The organism is Paenarthrobacter sp. TRD_SC_7 (genome assembly GCF_056156245.1).
On the sequence record NZ_CM149587.1, the window covers coordinates 3,290,357 to 3,308,897 of the forward strand.

The window sequence follows — 18,541 nt, forward strand, 5'->3', positions numbered from 1 at the left end:
TCCTCATTCACCAGCGACGGACCTGTAGCGCTCGAGGCGGGACCGCTCCAATTTTGCCATGACAGTTTCCGTGCCGATGCTTCTGACTTGGGCCGCCAATGTGCCATCCGGACTCCAGGCACCGCTAAGCCCGCACGATGCGCCCAGCGGTGTTTCCCCACCCAAGTTTGCCAGGAGCCCAAACATCCTGTTGTCCATGGAACGGGCACCCATATGAAGTCCAAGACGAAGTTCCTCACCGCGCGTGTACAGCGCGGAAACTGCATACACGTCCGCTTTCGCCCCGGCGGCAGCGGCAGCGTGTGAGGGATACGCCGCGTCAGCGCAGACTGCGAGCGCAATCCGCCACCCGTCAACTGTGATCATTCCGGGGCCGGCCCCCGGGGCGAACAATTGACGCTCTGCTCCGTGCAGATGGGTCTTGAATACGGGACGCAAGGATCCATCAGGGCCGACAATGAGTGACGCCAATCGGGGCGTTGAGTCTGCCTCCCGCCAGGCAGTCCCGACAACGGCCGTTGTCTTTGTGCGTGAACAGGCTTCCTGAAGTGGCTGGAGCCTTGCGTCATGTTTGTCCAGCCAGGGAGATGGCTGGCCCGGCGCTCCAGGCCCGGTGAACGCGTTCAATTCATACCCTGTCAGCGAGAGCTCAGGAAACAACACCAAGCGCGCTCCTTCCGCCCGGGCACGCTCCACAAGCTCTACATGGGCTGCAACGTTTGCTGCCACGGCCTCTCCCACGCATTCGGCACGGAGTGCTTCATACTGGACGACGGCGGCCAGCAGCGTGGCCGGGGTCCGCGCTTCTTCGACGGGTTGCGGGTGGGGGCGGGGACTTAGGGCCGCTTGCGGTTCATGGGTCACCCTGCCATCCTATTCGGCACCCGTCACGCGGGTTTAGCTGCCCGCGTAGGCTCCTCCGCACAGTAGTGCGCCACGGCCCGCTCCTTGAGTTGCTCCGCCCACGCGACCAAGCGCTGCGAGGCGCGAACATACTCAAAAAGTTCAAGGGGCGTCAACGACGTCAAGTCCGTCTCGGACAACCGGCGGGCGAGTTCGGCTCCCGGTGCCTGCTCAGCCAGGGCAGTACCTTCGCCCCGCCACTGGGTGTCTTCCGGAGGCTCGCCGGCCACGAGCTGCCTGAACAGGAAATCGACGACGCCGGGGCTCATCGCTTTCATGGGTCCTTGGAGGCCTTCCGGTGGCCTGGGAACATCACTCATGCGGCAATGCTATTCGAACATATATTCGAATACAAGGGGTTCGTGCCACATCACAGTTGCCGCACAGGGGCTTATGAGACGATCGCTGCATGACTTCGCAAGAGCCGGCCCAGATGCGGAAGGCACGCGGCGGCCGAGCGGTCTCCTCCCGGCTTACGGGGGTAGATGCAGCGAGGGGCGCGGCCCTGTTGGGGATGATGGCCACGCACCTGATGCCGACGTTCGGGTCTTCCCCGCAGTGGGAGCCAACGTTTGTGGGGCTGGTGTTCTCAGGCCGGTCCGCGGCCCTCTTCGCGGTACTTGCCGGCGTCGGGCTGGCGCTCAGCACAGGAAAAAAGGAGCCTCGCAGCGGCACGGAACTGTGGGCCGCCCGGGGTGGAGTTGCCATGCGCGCCCTGGTGATCGCCGTCGTCGGACTGATGCTGGGGGGCCTGGACGTCAACGTCGCCGTAATTCTGGTTCACTACGCGGCCCTGTTCCTGTGCACCCTGCCGTTCCTTGGCCTTCGGCTCAAGGCGCTCTGTTTCTGGGCGCTTGGCTGGCTCCTGCTGTCCCCGTTCCTGGCGTATCTGGTCCGACCTCTGCTGCTGGATGCGAGCCCGCCCCTGAAGTTGGGTCACAACCCGAACTGGGAGGATGTCGGGACGCCCGTACGCCTCCTCGCCGACCTCTTCTTCACCGGCTACTACCCAGTGTTCCAGTGGATCTCGTATCTGCTGATCGGACTGGTGATCGGCCGGTTGGCGCTGATGACGGCGAAAGTCCAGGTGCTGCTGCTGGCTTGCGGGATCGCGGTGGCTGGCTTGGCCAAAGTCGTCGGTATCCTGGCCATGGAATCGTGGGGCGGACGGGCTGCACTTTCAGGCCTCCCGGTGACCAGGGGATACCCGCTGGAGAGCATGCTTCAGGTCAACGTCACCGGCCTCGAACAGACAGGCTCCTGGTGGTGGCTGGCGACAGCAGCCCCGCACGCAGGGACCACCCTGGACCTGCTGCACAGCGGAGGCGTGGCTGCAGCAGTGGTGGGTTTGTTCCTGCTGCTTGGTACCCTGGCGGAGCGGATCAAGGTCAACTTCCTGATCCTGCTGAGCGGGCCGGGGGCCATGACACTGACCCTCTACTCAGCCCATGTCTGGCTTGTGGCCGGTTTCACCAACCAGCCCCTGCCAACGGGGTGGACCGACGAAGGCATGTACTGGGCCCAAGCACTCGCTGCCGTTGTCATTGGCGTCTGTTTCGCCGTTCTCCGACGCCGTGGACCACTGGAATGGGTCGCCCACACCGCATCAAGCCTGGGCAGTCACCGGCCAGCTGCAGTGGGTTGAGAGCGGAAGAGCTTCACGGCATCACGCATGGACGCACGGGCACGTTTGCGGTCGCCTGAGGCATCGTAAGCGCAGCTCAGCCGGAACCAGGAGCGCCAGTCCTCCGGAGCGGCTTCGGCCTCTGCCCGGTACTTCTCAAACTCGGCGTCAGCAGCAGCGCGGACTATTCGCCCGCCCGGAGTGCGGGGAAGATCATCCACCGGCAACCCGCCCTCGGCCTCCAGGACCTTGGCCATCTGCTCGGTACGGGCACCAAAAAGCAGCTCACGGATGAGTGCCCATGCGCCCACCACCGGCAGGACCAGATAGGCCGCACCGATCCCCTTGGCTACCAGGTTGGGGTCGCCGAGCAAGAGGAACGAGCGCTGCACGGAAACCACCAGGTAAAGCACCAACAGCAGGGTGATGGCTCCTACCCAGATTTTGGTGCGGTTCTTTTTCAAGGAAGTCCAGAAATTGCCCATGGTCCTAGAGCCCCAAGTCCAAGTAGCCGTCCAGGCCCACGGTGAGGCCTGGGTTGGCTGCAACTTTCCGAAGCCCCAGCAGGACGCCGGGCATGAAGGAGGCGCGGTCGAACGAATCGTGGCGCAGCGTCAGCTGCTCGCCTGGACCGCCAAAAAGCACTTCCTGATGAGCCACCAGCCCACGGAGGCGAACGCTGTGGACACGAACCCCGTCCACGTCGCAGCCCCGGGCACCGTCCAACGATGTTTCCGTGGCGTCCGGGCTCGCCGGGACGCCCGCTTCCTGGCGCGCTTCGGAGATCAGCTGCGCCGTACGCACTGCGGTGCCGGATGGAGCATCCACCTTGTTGGGGTGGTGCAGTTCGATGATTTCCACGGACTCGAAATATTGCGACGCTTTCGCAGCAAACGCGGACGCAAGAACCGATCCGAGGGCGAAGTTCGGGGCGATCAAAACGCCGGTGTCCGGCTTCTGCTCCAAGAGGCTGCGCAAGGAATCAAGCCGGTGGGAATCCCAACCAGTGGTACCTACAACGGCGTGGATGCCGTGCTCGACGGCGAATCGAACGTTGGTCTCGGTAATGTCCGGAACGGTCAGGTCAACAACGTACTGTGCACCGGCGTCGAGCAGTTTCTCAAGGGAATCGCCGCGGCCCAGAGCCGCTACGAGCTTCATGTCTTCGGCTGTGTCAACAGCCTTAACGGCTTCAATTCCCATACGCCCGTGGGCGCCCAGCACTGCAACAGCAAGTTGTTCGGTCATGCCGTTAACCCTACCGCCGGGCCGGAGCCCGGCAGGAACCGTTACTCCGGCCTACTCCCCTGCTCCCACCCATTCCACGGTGCCGTCAGTGAAGAACTGTTCCTTCCAAATGGGGACCTGCTCTTTGACCCGGTCCACGAGCTCGGAGCACACGGCGAATGCTTGGCCGCGGTGCGCAGCAGCCACCGCACACACCAGCGCGGGATCACCGATCTCCAACATGCCGATGCGGTGGGCTGCCCAGATCCGAACGGGTTGTGCAGCTTCTCCGGAGTGCTCAGCGACCAGCTGCGCCACGACGTCCGACATCACCTGATGCGCCGTGGGATGAGCGCTGTAGCTCAGCCGGTCCACAGCTTTGCCGCCGTCGTGATTCCGAACGACGCCACTGAAGCTGACCACCGCCCCGGCGGTATCCGATTCAACCGCCTTGATGGCTTGGCCCACGGAAATGGGCTCCGCGCTGAGGACAGCGCTGACCACTTCAAAGTTTGTTTCAGTGCCCATGGCTTCCTTCCAATTGCTCGCAGAGGTGCCCGATCACAGGGTCCAGGACAGCCAAACCGTCCATGACGCCCTTCGGGGATCCGGGCAGGTTGATGACAAAGGTCTTTCCAGCCGCCCCGGCGTGGCCACGGCTCAGCATGGCCATGGGGGTTTTGGCGGCACCGGCGCGCCGGATACCCTCCATGATGCCCGGGATCTCGCGTTCGAGGAGCGGCAGCGTCATTTCGGGTGTGCGGTCATCCGGGCTAAGACCCGTTCCACCGCTGGTGATGACCACGGCAGGCTCCTGTGTCAGGAGCGCCCTCAGGGCAGCGCCGACCGGCTCACCGTCCGGCACCACCATGGTGGGAAAGGTATCGAAGCCGTGCTCGCTAAGCCAATCAAGAATAATCGGACCCGTTTCGTCGGCATACACGCCTGCGGCTGCGCGGGTTGATGCTATGACGACGCCGGCCTTCCGCGGAGCGTTCGGCTCGCACGCGCTCATGCGCCGGCCCCCTCTACGGTTGATTCTCCGGAGATGTCCCAGTCGCCGCTTTTCCCGCCGCTCTTGGCCAGCACGCGGATATCGGTCAGCACTGCATGCTTGTCCACGGCTTTGATCATGTCGTAGACACTCAAGGCCGCCACCGAGGCCGCCGTCAGGGCTTCCATTTCGACGCCGGTCACGCCCCTGGTCTTGACGGTCGCCAGGATTTCAACCGAGTCGGTGCCCAGCTCGAAGTCCACGGTGACCTTGGAGATCGGCAACGGATGGCACAACGGAATCAGCTCGGGTGTTTTCTTTGCCGCCATAATCCCTGCAACGCGTGCCACGGCGAGGGCATCGCCCTTGGGCAGTTCACCGGCACCCAGCAGGGCCAGGACGTTGGGCGTGCTGCGGACAGTGGCCGTGGCAGTTGCAACACGCGTGGTGACGGCTTTTTCGGAGACATCCACCATCTGTGCAGTGCCGTCCTGCCTGAGGTGGGTCAGGCCGCCGGAGTGTTCTGTAGTCGCGGGAGTTTGCTTCACAGCATCCATACTTCCACTTCGTCTCCGTCGGTGAGTTCCGTGACGTCGTCGGGTATCTGAACCAGGGCGTTCGCCCGGGCCAAGGCATGGACGAGGTGAGAACCCGCCCCACCTTCCATCCGGACCGTTCCGTCCGCGTCCACGGTCCCCCGACGGACCTGGTGTTTGCCTTCCGGCGAGGCCAGCGATTCGTCCAAGCGGGCCTTCAGCACCGGCCTCGGCGCGGGCGTTCCCAGTACCTGCGAAAGGGCCGGCCTGAGAAACATCTCAAATGACACCAGGCAGCTGACCGGATTTCCCGGAAAGCCAAGGAACGGAACACCGTCAAAGGTGCCCAATCCCTGCGGTCCTCCTGGCTGCATGGCCACCGGCAGGAAATCCACCGGCTGGTTCGCCATGGCTTGGCGGACCACTTCGTAGGCTCCCTTACTCACTCCCCCGGTGGTGACAATGACATCGACGCGGCTATCTGCTTGCGCGGTGTGACGGCGGAGCACCGCCAGCAGCTTGGAGGGGTCGTCATCGGATATTCCAGTGCGGACCACGTCCAGGCCGGCCTGTCGCATGGAGGCTTCAAGCAGTGTTCCGTTGGAATCGAAAATTTTGCCGGTCGTGAGTTCTTCCCCCGGTTCCACTACCTCGTCCCCGGTGGTGACCAGCAGGACGCACCAAGGTTCGCGGACTTCGACGATTGTCAGTCCCAACGCCGCCAAAAGCCCCAACTGCGCGGGTCCCATCCGGGTACCGGCGGGCAGCGCCAGTGTGCCCTTCCCGATGTCGCTGCCGCTGTCCCGGACGTAGGTGCCGGGAGCGACCGGAGGCAGTTCTACGACAGCCTCCACTGCGGCAGGGTCCGGGAAAGAATTCGGCGTCGCCTTTTCAATGGGCACGACGGCGTCGGCCCCCTCGGGGATCATGGCCCCGGTCATGATGGGGGCGGCAAAGCCGGGCTTCAGTGCTTCTGGCGCGGCGCCTGCCGGAACCGGCTCCGCTACCCGGAGCTCCGCACCGCCGTCGGGAATATCTGCTGAGCGGACGGCAAAACCGTCCATTTGGGAATTGGCGAACGGGGGTAAGGAGAGCGGCGCGTAGACATCGACGGCGAGCGCTTTACCCAGCGCCTCCAGCAGTGGCAGGGTGATGTTGCCCTTGCCCGCAAGGACGCCGGTCAGCAGTTCCACCACTGCCTGGCGGTGGACTGCAACAGATCTGGGCACGGACATCCTCCTGTGTCGACACGCTGGCTTCCGGGAAATTCTCCGGACGTACCCAGACTAGGGCCTCAGCCCACCTTGACGTTGATAGTGTGATAGCCCGTGGCGCCATCGGGAGCTACTGGTGCTTTGTCTTCGGTCTGGGGCTGACCCGTGGAATCGGTGGCCCGGACCTGCACTTCGTACTCACCTGGCGTCAGGTCGATGCCCGATTGCCACTGGTACCAAGTGTCGGTCGAGATCGCGCCGGCCAGCGTAGCCGGCTGCCATGGTCCGCGATTGACGCGGAGCTCTACGCGGTTGATGCCCCTGTGCTGGGCCCACGCCACGCCTCCGAATTGGACCTTGCCCGCTTGGACGCTACGGCCGTTGCGGGGGACATCGATGCGCGATTGCGTCTTGATGGGCCCGCGATCGCTCCAACCCCGAGTCGTCCAGTACGCGGCATCGTCGGAAAAACGTGTGACTTTCAGTTCGGTTAACCATTTGGTGGCAGAAACAAAGCCATAAAGTCCCGGCACAATCATCCGCACCGGGAATCCGTGTTCCAAGGGAAGCGGCTCACCGTTCATGCCGACGGCCAGGAGCGCGTCACGGTCGTCAGTGAGGGCCTCCAAGGGTGTGCTGGCCGTCCAGCCGTCGTTACTGGTGGACAGGACCATGTCTGCCCCGGGCTGTGGTCCGGCCATCGCCAACAGTTCGCGAACAGGCCAACCCAGCCAGAGAGCGTTGCCGATGAGGTCGCCACCTACGTTGTTGGACACGCAGGCGATGGTGATGTGGCGTTCTGTCATGGGCTTGGCGAGGAGGGTAGCGAAGTCGATTTCGACTTCGCGTTCCACCATCCCGGTGACCCTCAGTTTCCAGGCAGGGGGGTCGATGGCCGGGACCGTCAATGCAGTGTCAATCCTGTAGAACTCGGCATTCGGGGTGACCAAAGGGCTGATGCCATCCACGGACAGGGACGCGCTGGCCGGGATGGATTGCGTCGGTGTGGCAGGTTCCGGGAGCGTCATGGAGCCCCGGAACCCGGACGCCACCGCAGTCGCCCTGGTGAGGACGGCGGTCACCGTTCCGGCTACGACGGCGGCCAAGGAGGTTCCAGCCAGGGCGTTCAGGAAGCTTCGCCGGGCCAGTGGCGCTTCCTCACGGCCGGGAGCTTCTTCCGACGGAGCCCAGGTTGCAAGCCGACGCACGAGCGTTCGCAGAAGCAGCATGGTGACAACCGCGGCAACGACCGGCGCAAGGGCTGCTTGGGGGGTGGCCTGTGCGCGGGTCACGACGGCGGTCAGCCCTGCAGCGCCCGCCACTCCGGCGAGGGCCAGGCCCCGGCCGCTGCGGCGATGCTCCAGGACACCGGCGAGCGCTGCCAGAATTCCTGCCACTCCTACGATGCAAGCGACCAACACGATCTTGTCTGCGGTACCGAATAACTGCACTGCCAGATCCTTGACCCCTGGCGGCACGGCGTCGATCACCGCTCCACCAAGGGCCGTGACCGGCGAAACCAAAGGGCTCAGGAGGCCAGCTGTCAGTTCCCCTGCCGCGATCCCGGCGGCACCGGCGGCCACCCCGGCGGCAGCTGCCCACAGCGCTGGCATCCCCGTGAGGCGTCGCTGCTTGGTGGTACCGGGTGCGAGCGTGCTCATGACGTGCCTCCAAGGCGGTTATCAGTTGCGATGGCTTGGTGGGCGGGAGGTGTCGCTGAAGCCGATGACTCCGTTGGGGGTGCCCCAGCCGGGAGCGACAACGCAAAGCGGCAACCGCCGTCGACGTTGTCCACGGTGACCGATCCCCCATGCGCCTTGACGATGCCGGCCACCATGCTGAGGCCGATACCGGCACCGCTGTAGCTGCCTTGCAGGGCTTCCGTGGTGCGGCGGGCGGGGTCTTTCTGCCAGCCCGTTTCAAACAAGTGAGGGAGGTCCTCGTCCGGGATGCCGCCGCATTGGTCCTGTACGGCGATAACGGCGTTCCCGCCGTTCCGTCCAACACTGTCCCGTCCGACACTGATATGGACGTCGCTGCCCGGCTTGCTGTAGATGATGGCGTTGAGGAGTATGTTCCGCACGGCCCGGGCGAGGCTTGGTCCGTCGGCGACGGCCATGCACTCACGGTCCCCACCGCCGTCGAGCCTGATGCCGCGTTTCGCGGCCAGGGGCGCCAGGTCCGAGAGCGCGTCGCTGACGAGGTCGTAAAGGTCCAAGGGTTCAGCGCGCAGGCGGAGAGTGCCCGCCTGGATCTTGGACAGTTCCAAGAGGTCGTTGACCATGGCCGTCATTTGTTCGGTCTGCCCGATGATCTTCCGGTAATAACCCTGCACATCTGATGCCATGCCGTCCTCAAGGGCTTCGGTCATGGCGCGCATGCTGGCCAAGGGCGTGCGGAGGTCATGCGAAATCCACGACACAAGCTCCCGTCGGGCCGTCTCAATGGCGGCCTCGCGTTCCCGGGATTCGGCCAGGCTACGGCTGCTGGCCTCAAGTTCCTGGGCCAGTTCGGCGAGTTCGGACGTCATGGCGGGAGCACTTCCCCGGCCCCCCGCCACGGTATGTTCCAGGGTTTCGCCACGCCCCAGGCGCCGGGCAGCCTCAACCAGGCGGGCAGCGTTCCTGGAGACGCCGGCACCGAGCATGAGGGACAGAGCAACGGCAACAGCCGAGGCAGTGGCCAGGATGTACCACATGACTTCGAGGTCCCTGGCGGAAATGAACATCGCGTTGAAAGCACTGACCATTCCCGCCACCAGTACGGCAACGGTGGCCACCACTACCATGCAGATCTGGGCGAGTACCGAGGCCCGGCGAAGCAGCCGGAGAAGCACCCACGTGGTGGCCCCGATGAGCACCGCCCAGAGCAGGACCCACGCGAGGATGGTCCATAGCTCACTGCTTTCCATGCCCACCCTCTTTACCGTCCAGGCTCACATTGGCGGCGTCGGACCGCACGCCGTCGAAGCGGTAGCCGACGCCCCATACGGTCTTGAGCAGTTCGGGTTTGGTGGGGTTGGTTTCGATCTTCTCCCGCAGGCGCCGGACGTGAACCGTTACCGTGGACAGATCACCGAAGTCCCATCCCCATACAGCCTTGATAAGTTCTTCACGGCTGAAGACTTGGTTGGGCCTTCGCATCAGGAAAGCCAGGAGGTCGAATTCACGGACCGTCAGCGCCAGAGGAACTCCACGGTGGGTGACCGTCCGCGAGGCGGGATGGAGTTCGAGTCCTGCGGCTTCCACAGGCGGTTCGGGCGTGAATTCCTTGATGCTCCGGCGCAGTACCGACTTCACCCGGAGGACCAGTTCACGGGGAGAGAAGGGTTTGGTGACGTAGTCGTCTGCTCCCATTTCCAAGCCCAGAATCCGGTCATCTTCGGTTCCCAGGGCCGTGACCATGATGACCGGCACGCTCATGCTTTGGCGGAGTCGGCGACACACCTCAACACCGTCCAGTCCCGGCAGCATGCGGTCCAGGATTACAAGATCGGGTTGGCGCGAGGCTGCCAGCTTGAGGGCGGTGAAGCCGTCCCCCGCCATGTCCACTTGGAATCCTGCTTTCAGCAGGTAATCGCGGACAACGTCGGCTATGGTCTGCTCATCCTCTACCAGGAGGATGCGACGATTCCCGGGCTCCGCTGATGATGCCGTATTAGTGGTCACGCTTTCAGCATAGGTTTGCGGACGTTGCGCAGCACCCGATCCGGGCCCTGAGGGCACAAGTGTATGGAATCCGTAAGAACTGAATGACTGTAATGGGTGTCACTGATCCAGCCGTGGTGGCGTAGCCTGAATTTATGAGTGTTCAGCTGGGCATGCCGGTACCCTCTTCGGGCGGTGTCGTAGGCAGCACGGAAAGCGGCGTGGCAGTTCCGCCCCCACGTCCCGCAGGCTCACCCGTCGGGCTGTGGGACCGCTATGGTCGGCGAGCGACGGATATGCGCCTGTCCCTGACGGACAAGTGCAATCTGCGCTGTACCTACTGCATGCCTGCCGAGGGGCTGGAATGGCTCTCAAAACAAGCCGTGATGACCAGGGACGAAATCATCCGCATTGTCCGGGTCGGCGTCAACGCCCTTGGCGTGCGGGAGCTCCGCCTCACCGGCGGCGAGCCCTTGGTCCGCGCCGACTTGGTGGACATTATTGCCGGTATCCGGAAGGACCACCCGGACTTCCCCATTTCCATGACCACCAACGGCGTGGGACTTGATAAGAAGGCCGCAGCGCTGAAGGCCGCGGGCCTTACCCGGATAAATGTCTCCCTCGATTCGCTCCACGAGGAGACGTTTACCAAACTCACCCGACGCCCCTTCCTGGACCGCGTCCTGGCTGGCGTGGATGCCGCTTGGGCAGCCGGGTTGGGTCCGGTGAAGTTGAACGCTGTGTTGATGCGCGGCATCAACGACGCCGAATCGCCGGACCTCCTGGCGTGGGCCCTGGGCCGGGGCTACGAACTTCGATTCATCGAGCAGATGCCCCTGGATGCCGACCACGGATGGACCCGGCGCAACATGATCACGGCCGCCGAGATTCGTGAGCTGCTCTCCCGCGACTTCGTTCTGGACAACGACCCACGCGATCGGGACGGCGCCCCCGCCGAACGCTTTGAAGTACGACGCCGGGACACGGCAACAGGCGCAGCGACGGGTCCAGTCCTCGGTACAGTCGGCATCATCGCCTCGGTCACTGAACCGTTCTGCTCCGACTGCCGCCGTACTCGCATCACTGCGGAGGGCAAGATCATGAGCTGCCTTTTCTCCCGCGAAGAATTTGATCTCCTGGGCCTTCTTCGTGAGGGTGCCACGGATGACGAACTGGCGTCGCGCTGGCAGGACGCCATGTGGGTCAAGCCCAAGGCACACGGCATGGACCACACCGGTCTCGGCGCAGTGGACTTCGTCCAGCCGGACCGCAGCATGAGCGCAATCGGAGGCTGAACCCTTGCTTGTCCGTTACTTCGCTGCCGCACGCGCGGCCGCCGGTGTCGAAGAAGAACTTCACGTCCTTCCGGAGGGCACCAGCCTGGAGACGCTGCTGGAAGCTGCCCTCGGCGTCGAACGTCCTCAGCCGCCCGAAGGCACGCCGACACTCGCCAGGATCGTGGCGCGCAGCAGTTTCCTCCGCAACGAAGTGGCTGTCCGGGACCGTACGGCTCCCCTGGGAAGCGAAGACGTCATTGACGTCCTGCCTCCTTTCGCCGGGGGCTAGGGCCCGGACCAAGCAAACAGGGTCCCGGCATATCTTCTCCCGCAGCGGAGTCCTACTCTGGAAGCGTCATCAGGCATAGTCCGGGAAGGAACCGCCATGTACACGCTCCAGATTGAGCACGGCATCAAGGATTTCGACATGTGGAAGGCCGCCTTCGACCGCGATCCTTTGGACAGGGCTGGCTCCGGAGTTCAACAGTTCCGTGTCAGCAGGCCTGCGGAAGACTCCGGCGTGGTTGTTGTGGAACTCGACTTTGAATCCTTCGAAGAAGCCGAGGCCATGCTGGGACGCTTACAGTCCACCGTATGGAATTCGACCGAACGCGCCCCCGCCCTCGTCGGCGATCCCAAGACGCGCATCATGGAAGCCGTTTATACCGGAAATTACTAGTCCGGCGGACGCGTGGGTCACGCCTTCCGGAAAACGCTCTTCAGCAACGGGCTGAACTCGGCAGTTCCTTCGAGCCTCAAGTCTGCGGTGTGCACCAGAACGCCACCTTCAACGCGGAATGTGTGCCTGGCCACGCCGTCGGCCGTTCGACGGTCCAGGGTCAGGGTGCCCGCATTCCATGTCCCACGGACCGGGCTGGCTGGCGGCCGACCCATGCTGTCCACGTAGTACCAGAGCGTGTCGCCGTGGTCCCGGTCAACAGTGAACATGCCATGACCTTCGAAGTGCGCACCGTCCGCTTCGCGGTGCCTGTAGCTCTGGACCACGGCATATCCGCCAGCGGCCTTGGTGAACACCACCTCGGCCTCAGCTGTCCGCGCAGTTCCCCACGGCGACGAGGCGATCTCCGTGATGCCCCGCCAATGACCGATGAAATCCCGCAGCAGCTCTGCAGCATGGCCACTTGAGGGCAGATCCATCACGTCTCCAATGTAGTCAGGGCAGCATCATCGTGTGATCATGCTGCCCTGTTTACAGTGCGGGAGTCCAGAGATTCCGGTCGGGAACCTAAAGGCCGAAGGTCTCGGTTTCCTCGAACGGACCAACAACGGTGATGGTTCGGGGCGCAGCTGCGAGTTCGCGGGCAAGTTCCTGAACGTCCTCCACCGTGACGGCCTTGATGCGTGCGAGGGTCTCGTCAATGTCCTGGAATTCTCCAGACACCAACTCCGCCCGGCCAAGTCGCGACATCCGCGAACCGGTGTCCTCCAGGGCGAGGACAATCCCGCCGCTGAGCTGTCCTACAGCCTTTCGAAGCTCTTCGTCTGTAATGCCCTCCTTGGCGAGCTTATCCAGCTCAAGGCCCAGGAGTTCCAACACCTGGCGAACCTTGGAAGGCGTGCAGCCGGCGTACATTCCGAAGTATCCGGCGTCCGCATACGCTGCAGTGAACGAGTACGTGGAGTACACCAGGCCGCGCTTCTCACGGATCTCCTGGAACAGGCGGGACGACATGCCACCGCCCAGTACGGCGTTCAGCACGCTCATAACGAAGCGGCGGTCATCCGTGGCAACGATCGTGGGGCAACCCACGATGATGTTGGCTTGCTCCACGGGACGCTTGACCACGTGCAATCCTGACGTGCCAGTGATGACGGCCCGGTCAGTACCCCGGCGCTCTACGGGCGCGGCTTCGGCGTCAAGCTGCCACCCGGCAGCTTGCAGAGCATCCAGAACGAGTTGGCAGACGACGTCGTGATCCAAGCCGCCGGCTGCGGTGATGACCAGTTCCTCCGGGCGGTAGTAGCGCTGATAGTGCGCCCAAACCGAATCCCTTGCCACAGCTTTGATGGCATCCGGGGTTCCCCCGATGGGGCGTGCCAGCGGGTGGTTGCCGAGGACGGCTGCCACGAATTTTTCGTGGGCGACGTCCGTGGGGTCGTCGCTGTCCATGGCGATTTCCTCGAGGATGACATCGCGCTCCTGCTCCAGTTCCGCAGGATCGAGGACCGCGCCGGTGATCATGTCAGCGATGACATCTATTGCCATGGGGAGGTCCGTGTCCAGGACGCGGGCGAAGTAGCACGTGCTTTCCTTGGCCGTCGCCGCGTTGGATTCGCCGCCCACCTCGTCAAAGGCGGACGCGATCTCCAAGGCTGTGCGTCTCTTGGTGCCCTTGAACAGCAGGTGCTCAAGGAAGTGTGTGGAACCATGCTGGCCGTCCGCCTCATCGCGCGAACCCACTGCCACCCAGAAACCTATGGTGGCCGAACGCTGACCGGGCATCGCCTCGGTCAGGACGCGGACGCCGCCGGGAAGGACGGAGCGCCGCACGACGGAACCGCCCTCGGCACCATGGATCAGTTCGCCACCGGGAAGGGTCTGCTCCAGCGGCAAGGGTACGACAGTCATCAAGACCTTTCGGGTTTTCGAGTTAAGGCCGGAAGGGCCGGTGGAGCTTTTTCAAGCCCACCGGCCCTGCCGGATGTACTGCTTACAGACTACTCTGCGGACTCTTCAGCGGCCTCGGCTGGAGCGTCCTCGGAGGCTGCTCCTTCTTCCTCGGCAACAACCGGGGAGAGGGAAAGCTTTCCGCGGTCGTCGATCTTGGTGATCTCGACCTGGACCTTCTGGCCCACGGAGACGACGTCATCAACGTTGTCCACTCGCTTGCCGTTGGCCAGCTTGCGGAGCTCGGAGATGTGCAGCAGTCCGTCCTTGCCCGGGGTGAGGGAAACGAAAGCGCCGAAGGTAGTGGTCTTGACGACCGTACCCAGGTAGCGCTCACCGATTTCCGGTACCTGCGGGTTGGCGATGGCGTTGATGGCGGAACGTGCTGCGTCTGCAGACGGACCGTTGGTGGCGCCAATGTAGACAGTGCCGTCATCTTCGATGGAGATGTCCGCGCCCGTGTCTTCCTGGATCTGGTTGATCATCTTGCCCTTGGGGCCGATGACCTCGCCGATCTTGTCCACGGGGATCTTGACGGCGATAACCCGCGGGGCGAACTCGGAGAGCTCATCCGGGGTGTCGATCGCTGCGTTGATGACCTCAAGGATGTGGAGGCGGGCTTCGCGGGCCTGCTTCAGTGCTGCTGCCAGCACGGAAGCGGGGATGCCGTCGAGCTTGGTGTCCAGCTGGATGGCCGTGACGAACTCAGAGGTACCTGCAACCTTGAAGTCCATGTCGCCGAAAGCGTCTTCGGCGCCGAGGATGTCGGTCAGCGCTGCGTAGCGGGTCTGACCGTCAACCTGGTCAGAAACCAGGCCCATGGCGATACCGGCAACAGCTGCCTTCAGCGGCACACCGGCGTTGAGCATGGAAAGCGTCGAAGCACACACCGAACCCATGGACGTGGAACCGTTGGAACTCAGGGCCTCTGATACCTGGCGGATGGCGTACGGGAACTCTTCGCGGGTAGGCAGAACCGGAACCAGGGCGCGCTCTGCGAGTGCACCGTGGCCGATTTCGCGGCGCTTCGGGGAACCGACGCGGCCGGTCTCACCGGTGGAGTACGGCGGGAAGTTGTAGTTGTGCATGTAGCGCTTACGCGTTACCGGCGACAACGAGTCGATCTGCTGTTCCATCTTGAGCATGTTCAGCGTGGTGACACCCATGATCTGGGTTTCGCCGCGCTCGAAGATGGCCGAACCGTGAACGCGGGGCAGAACCTCTACCTCGGCGGTCAGCTGGCGGATGTCCGTCAGGCCACGGCCGTCGATGCGGACCTGGTCCTTGAGGATGCGCTGGCGCACAACGTGCTTGGTGACCGAGCGGAAAGCTGCGGACAGTTCCTTCTCGCGGCCCTCGAAGTTTCCGGCGAGTGAACCGATGACTTCGTCCTTGAGCTCGTCGGAGGCGTTGTCGCGGTCCTGCTTGTCAGCGATCTGGAAAACAGCGGCCAGCTTGTCAGCGGCAGCGGCTTCAACAGCGGCGTAAACATCGTCCTGGTAGTCCAGGAAGACCGGGAACTCAACCGTGGGCTTGGCAGCGCGGGCTGCCAGGTCTGCCTGTGCTTCACAGAGTGCCTTGATGAACGGCTTGGCAGCCTCGAGGCCCTCGGAAACAACCTCTTCGGTAGGAGCGGTTGCGCCCTGTTCCTTGATGAGGTTCCAGGAGTTGTCCGTGGCTTCGGCTTCAACCATCATGATGGCGACGTCGTCACCGGTGATGCGGCCGGCAACAACCATGTTGAACACGGCGTTCTCAAGCTGGGAGTGCTTGGGGAAAGCGACCCACTGCGAACCCTGCTCGTCGGCGATAAGGGCGACGCGAACGCCACCGATCGGGCCGGAGAACGGGAGACCGGAAAGCTGCGTGGACATCGAGGACGCATTGATGGCGACGACGTCGTAAAGCTCATCCGGGTTGATGGCCAGAACGGTAACCACGATCTGGACCTCGTTGCGCAGGCCCTTCACGAAGGCGGGGCGCAGCGGGCGGTCCATCAGGCGGCAAGCCAGGATGGCTTCGGTGGACGGACGGCCTTCGCGGCGGAAGAACGAACCCGGGATACGGCCGGCAGCGTACATACGCTCTTCAACGTCAACCGTCAGCGGGAAGAAGTCGAAACCTTCGCGCGGCTGCTTGCCTGCTGTGGTTGCCGACAGCAGTGCGGTGTCTTCGTCGATGTAGACCATCGACGCGCCGGCTGCCTGCTTGGCAAGGCGGCCGGTTTCGAAGCGAATAACTCGCTTGCCGAAACGTCCGTTGTCGATGATGGCTTCGGAGAACTGGATTTCGGGACCCTCCATAGAGAGTCACCTCCGTTTCTGTTAGCGGAAGTCCGCCGCACCAACCCAGGCCTCTTCTTTTTTCCTGGCCTGTACGACACCCGGTCATCGATCGAGATCCACGGGCGCCATCGTCACAGATGGTTTTCCCGGGAATCACTACCGAGGACCGCGAATGCGCGATGCGGTTGATTCCTGTTTTTAGTTGTTGGTGAAGAAGGCGGCCCGTTCCGAAAAGGAGCGGGCCGCCCCTAAAGGCAGACTAGCGGCGCAGGCCGAGACGCTCGATGAGCGCACGGTAGCGGGCGATGTCAGTGTTCTTCAGGTAGGAAAGCATGCGCTTGCGACGACCAACCATGGCCAGCAGACCGCGCTGGGTGTGGAAGTCGTGCTTGTGCTCCTTCATGTGCTCAGTCAGATCCTTGATCCGCTGGGTCAGGACTGCAACCTGCACCTCGGGCGAACCGGTGTCGCCTTCAGAGGTTGCGTATTCCTTGATGATGGACTGCTTTACAGCGGCGTCAAGTGCCACGTGAACTCCTAGAGTTGTGCCGTGCCTCCCGGTGCAGCGCCTCGCTGACGGGTTGTCCTTGGTACGTTGCCGCACACAAAAACAGGTCCAGCCGCCACGGACTGCAGCCGGATCCACTCATCAGTTTACCGGCACGTCAGCAGTGTTGTCGAAATGCCCCTAGTGCCGGGTCAACAGCTCGTGCGCCTGGGCTACGTCCAAGCACATTTGTTCGACCAGCGCTTCCGCTCCCCGGTAAGCCACCATGCCACGTAGGCGCTGCGTAAATTCAACGGCAACAGTCTGTCCGTAGAGGTCGAAGTCTTCCACGTTCTCTTCAGGACGGTCGATAACATGTGCCTCCACCTGTCGGCTGACGCCATCGAACGTGGGGTTGGAACCAACGGAGATGGCGGCGGGCCAGCGTGTACCGGCCTGGTCAATCAGCCACCCCGCATAGATGCCGTCCGCCGGGACGTAGCCGGTGGAATCGTGCGAAAGGTTTGCCGTAGGGAATCCGAGATCCCGCCCGCGGGCAGCTCCGTGCACCACTTCCCCACGCATGCGGTGGGGCCGGCCCAACACGGCGGCAGCTGTAACTACGTCGCCTTCGGACAAGGCCTCCCTCACCCAGGTGGAGGAACAGCGGCGGTCGGTATCGCCGTCGTCGTGGACCGGGAAGCCTCCCGCGCCGTATTCATTGACCACCTGCACCCCAAAGCCGAGCTGATCACCCAGCTCCTGCATGGTGACAACGTCGCCTGCATTGCCGGCTCCGAATCGGAGATCGTGGCCTACAACGAGGTGTGCGGCATGGAGTCCCTCGAGGAGGATCTCACGGACAAACTCCGTAGGCGTCATCGCAGCGAGGTCAGGGGTGTACTTCATCACCAGTACGGCATCCACCCCGGTATCGCCGAGGGCATCCAGTTTATCCTGAAGCCCCATGATCAGCTCCGGCGCAGAATCCGGCCTGTGCACCTGGGCGGGATGGGGATCGAACGTCACGGCCACCGACGGGATGTTGTGCCGCTTTGCGGTATTGGTCAACTGCGACAGAACGTGCTGGTGGCCACGATGGACGCCGTCAAAGTTCCCGATGGTAACGACAGTAGGTCCGAAGTCCTTGGGGACTTCGGTGGGATCGTTCCAGATGTGGACCATCAACCTCGCCTTTTACTGCAGATGTTCGTTCCTCCCGGCAGCCTCCCGGCGCCGGAACATTCTAAGGTTACCCGCTAGCGTGTTTGCCTCAGGACGGTCGGCGCTTGTTGAGCCATAGAAGGCCAAGGATCGGCAGGACCAGCGGGACGAAGCCATAACCACGCCCAAACAGGGACCACACAGTGTCGTGCGGGAAAGCGACCGGATCAAAGAGGCTGATCGCTCCGACTACCAGCACACCCACAAGCTCGGTGAGCACAGCGGCCAAGGAAACCTTGAACCAGGTACGGCCCGGCTTCGCAAGCGAGATAGTGGCCACAATATAGACGACGGCGGCGAACGCCGACAGGATATGCGCCAACGGTGCTTCGGCGAACTTTGTGGCGATCTGGTAGCCGGCACGAGCCGTCGCCGACAACGCGAACACGGCGTAGACCGCGATCAGCAAACGTCCGGGCCCTGTGTTCCGGGTGTCCTTCTGCTGGCTCGCAGAGTTTGTCTCGGTTCCAGTCACGTTGTGTTCTTCCTTCAAG

General features: G+C 63.3%; 21 protein-coding genes. 4 read left to right on the top strand and 17 right to left on the bottom strand.

Annotated features, from left to right (window positions below; all coding sequences use genetic code 11):
* Positions 1 to 3: 3 nt before the first annotated feature.
* Both AC0J5Z_RS15850 and AC0J5Z_RS15855 read right to left on the bottom strand, forming a co-directional pair.
* Positions 4 to 864, bottom strand: coding sequence for a carbon-nitrogen hydrolase family protein (locus AC0J5Z_RS15850; protein ID WP_475034011.1), 861 nt, complete (start codon positions 862 to 864; stop codon positions 4 to 6).
* A 23-nt stretch (positions 865 to 887) separates the two neighbouring features.
* Positions 888 to 1,223 (bottom strand): hypothetical protein, encoded by a 336-nt coding sequence (locus AC0J5Z_RS15855; RefSeq protein WP_475034013.1) that lies wholly within the window; start codon positions 1,221 to 1,223, stop codon positions 888 to 890.
* Positions 1,224 to 1,312: 89 nt separating this feature from the next.
* Between AC0J5Z_RS15855 and AC0J5Z_RS15860 the strand changes: the two genes are divergently transcribed.
* Positions 1,313 to 2,548 (top strand): heparan-alpha-glucosaminide N-acetyltransferase domain-containing protein, encoded by a 1,236-nt coding sequence (locus tag AC0J5Z_RS15860; protein ID WP_475034015.1) that lies wholly within the window; start codon positions 1,313 to 1,315, stop codon positions 2,546 to 2,548.
* Here the strand turns inward: AC0J5Z_RS15860 and AC0J5Z_RS15865 are convergent.
* The 9 genes from AC0J5Z_RS15865 to AC0J5Z_RS15905 are packed head-to-tail and all read right to left on the bottom strand — an operon-like array spanning position 2,524 to position 10,166.
* Positions 2,524 to 3,012 carry a hypothetical protein gene (locus AC0J5Z_RS15865; RefSeq protein WP_014921283.1) on the bottom strand — a complete coding sequence of 163 codons (489 nt, stop codon included), beginning with the start codon at positions 3,010 to 3,012 and terminating at the stop codon, positions 2,524 to 2,526. The two genes, AC0J5Z_RS15860 and AC0J5Z_RS15865, sit on opposite strands and share 25 nt — an antisense overlap.
* A gap of 4 nt (positions 3,013 to 3,016) precedes the next feature.
* Positions 3,017 to 3,775 (bottom strand): 4-hydroxy-tetrahydrodipicolinate reductase, encoded by a 759-nt coding sequence (dapB, locus tag AC0J5Z_RS15870; protein WP_475034017.1) that lies wholly within the window; start codon positions 3,773 to 3,775, stop codon positions 3,017 to 3,019.
* A 51-nt stretch (positions 3,776 to 3,826) separates the two neighbouring features.
* Entirely contained in the window at positions 3,827 to 4,282 is a 456-nt protein-coding gene (locus AC0J5Z_RS15875) for a molybdenum cofactor biosynthesis protein MoaE (protein ID WP_475034019.1), read from the bottom strand.
* The gene (locus tag AC0J5Z_RS15880; protein ID WP_475034021.1) at positions 4,272 to 4,769 is read right to left on the bottom strand and encodes a MogA/MoaB family molybdenum cofactor biosynthesis protein; all 498 of its coding nucleotides are present in this window, start codon (positions 4,767 to 4,769) and stop codon (positions 4,272 to 4,274) included. The genes AC0J5Z_RS15875 and AC0J5Z_RS15880 overlap by 11 nt, the downstream gene beginning before the upstream one ends.
* Entirely contained in the window at positions 4,766 to 5,305 is a 540-nt protein-coding gene (gene moaC / locus AC0J5Z_RS15885; protein ID WP_475034025.1) for a cyclic pyranopterin monophosphate synthase MoaC, read from the bottom strand. The genes AC0J5Z_RS15880 and moaC overlap by 4 nt, the downstream gene beginning before the upstream one ends.
* A complete protein-coding gene (locus tag AC0J5Z_RS15890) occupies positions 5,293 to 6,519 on the bottom strand; it encodes a molybdopterin molybdotransferase MoeA (protein ID WP_475034028.1) in 1,227 nt (408 codons plus the stop codon). Before AC0J5Z_RS15890 ends, moaC begins: the two co-directional genes overlap by 13 nt.
* A gap of 59 nt (positions 6,520 to 6,578) precedes the next feature.
* Positions 6,579 to 8,159 carry a molybdopterin-dependent oxidoreductase gene (locus AC0J5Z_RS15895; RefSeq protein ID WP_475034032.1) on the bottom strand — a complete coding sequence of 527 codons (1,581 nt, stop codon included), beginning with the start codon at positions 8,157 to 8,159 and terminating at the stop codon, positions 6,579 to 6,581.
* The gene (locus AC0J5Z_RS15900) at positions 8,156 to 9,409 is read right to left on the bottom strand and encodes a sensor histidine kinase (protein ID WP_475034034.1); all 1,254 of its coding nucleotides are present in this window, start codon (positions 9,407 to 9,409) and stop codon (positions 8,156 to 8,158) included. The genes AC0J5Z_RS15895 and AC0J5Z_RS15900 overlap by 4 nt, the downstream gene beginning before the upstream one ends.
* Entirely contained in the window at positions 9,396 to 10,166 is a 771-nt protein-coding gene (locus AC0J5Z_RS15905; RefSeq protein ID WP_475034037.1) for a response regulator transcription factor, read from the bottom strand. Before AC0J5Z_RS15905 ends, AC0J5Z_RS15900 begins: the two co-directional genes overlap by 14 nt.
* Before the next feature lie 134 nt (positions 10,167 to 10,300).
* Between AC0J5Z_RS15905 and moaA the strand changes: the two genes are divergently transcribed.
* From moaA to AC0J5Z_RS15920, 3 genes are all read left to right on the top strand, one after another.
* Entirely contained in the window at positions 10,301 to 11,440 is a 1,140-nt protein-coding gene (gene moaA, locus AC0J5Z_RS15910; protein WP_475034041.1) for a GTP 3',8-cyclase MoaA, read from the top strand.
* A gap of 4 nt (positions 11,441 to 11,444) precedes the next feature.
* Positions 11,445 to 11,711 (top strand): MoaD/ThiS family protein, encoded by a 267-nt coding sequence (locus AC0J5Z_RS15915; RefSeq protein ID WP_475034043.1) that lies wholly within the window; start codon positions 11,445 to 11,447, stop codon positions 11,709 to 11,711.
* Between the two features lie 96 nt (positions 11,712 to 11,807).
* A complete protein-coding gene (locus AC0J5Z_RS15920; protein WP_475034048.1) occupies positions 11,808 to 12,101 on the top strand; it encodes a hypothetical protein in 294 nt (97 codons plus the stop codon).
* A 17-nt stretch (positions 12,102 to 12,118) separates the two neighbouring features.
* Here AC0J5Z_RS15920 and AC0J5Z_RS15925 read toward each other — a convergent pair whose 3' ends face one another.
* From AC0J5Z_RS15925 to AC0J5Z_RS15950, 6 genes are all read right to left on the bottom strand, one after another.
* Positions 12,119 to 12,580 carry a DUF1579 family protein gene (locus AC0J5Z_RS15925; protein ID WP_475034050.1) on the bottom strand — a complete coding sequence of 154 codons (462 nt, stop codon included), beginning with the start codon at positions 12,578 to 12,580 and terminating at the stop codon, positions 12,119 to 12,121.
* Positions 12,581 to 12,668: 88 nt separating this feature from the next.
* On the bottom strand, positions 12,669 to 14,012 hold the full coding sequence (locus AC0J5Z_RS15930) for a M16 family metallopeptidase (RefSeq protein WP_475034052.1): 1,344 nt from the start codon (positions 14,010 to 14,012) through the stop codon (positions 12,669 to 12,671).
* 89 nt (positions 14,013 to 14,101) lie between these two features.
* Positions 14,102 to 16,354 (bottom strand): polyribonucleotide nucleotidyltransferase, encoded by a 2,253-nt coding sequence (locus tag AC0J5Z_RS15935; protein ID WP_475034054.1) that lies wholly within the window; start codon positions 16,352 to 16,354, stop codon positions 14,102 to 14,104.
* A gap of 241 nt (positions 16,355 to 16,595) precedes the next feature.
* A complete protein-coding gene (gene rpsO, locus AC0J5Z_RS15940) occupies positions 16,596 to 16,865 on the bottom strand; it encodes a 30S ribosomal protein S15 (protein ID WP_017198030.1) in 270 nt (89 codons plus the stop codon).
* A gap of 159 nt (positions 16,866 to 17,024) precedes the next feature.
* Positions 17,025 to 18,008 (bottom strand): bifunctional riboflavin kinase/FAD synthetase, encoded by a 984-nt coding sequence (locus tag AC0J5Z_RS15945; RefSeq protein WP_475034057.1) that lies wholly within the window; start codon positions 18,006 to 18,008, stop codon positions 17,025 to 17,027.
* A gap of 88 nt (positions 18,009 to 18,096) precedes the next feature.
* Positions 18,097 to 18,540, bottom strand: a complete 444-nt coding sequence (locus AC0J5Z_RS15950; RefSeq protein ID WP_475034060.1) for a hypothetical protein — start codon at positions 18,538 to 18,540, stop codon at positions 18,097 to 18,099.
* Between the last annotated feature and the right edge of the window lies 1 nt (position 18,541).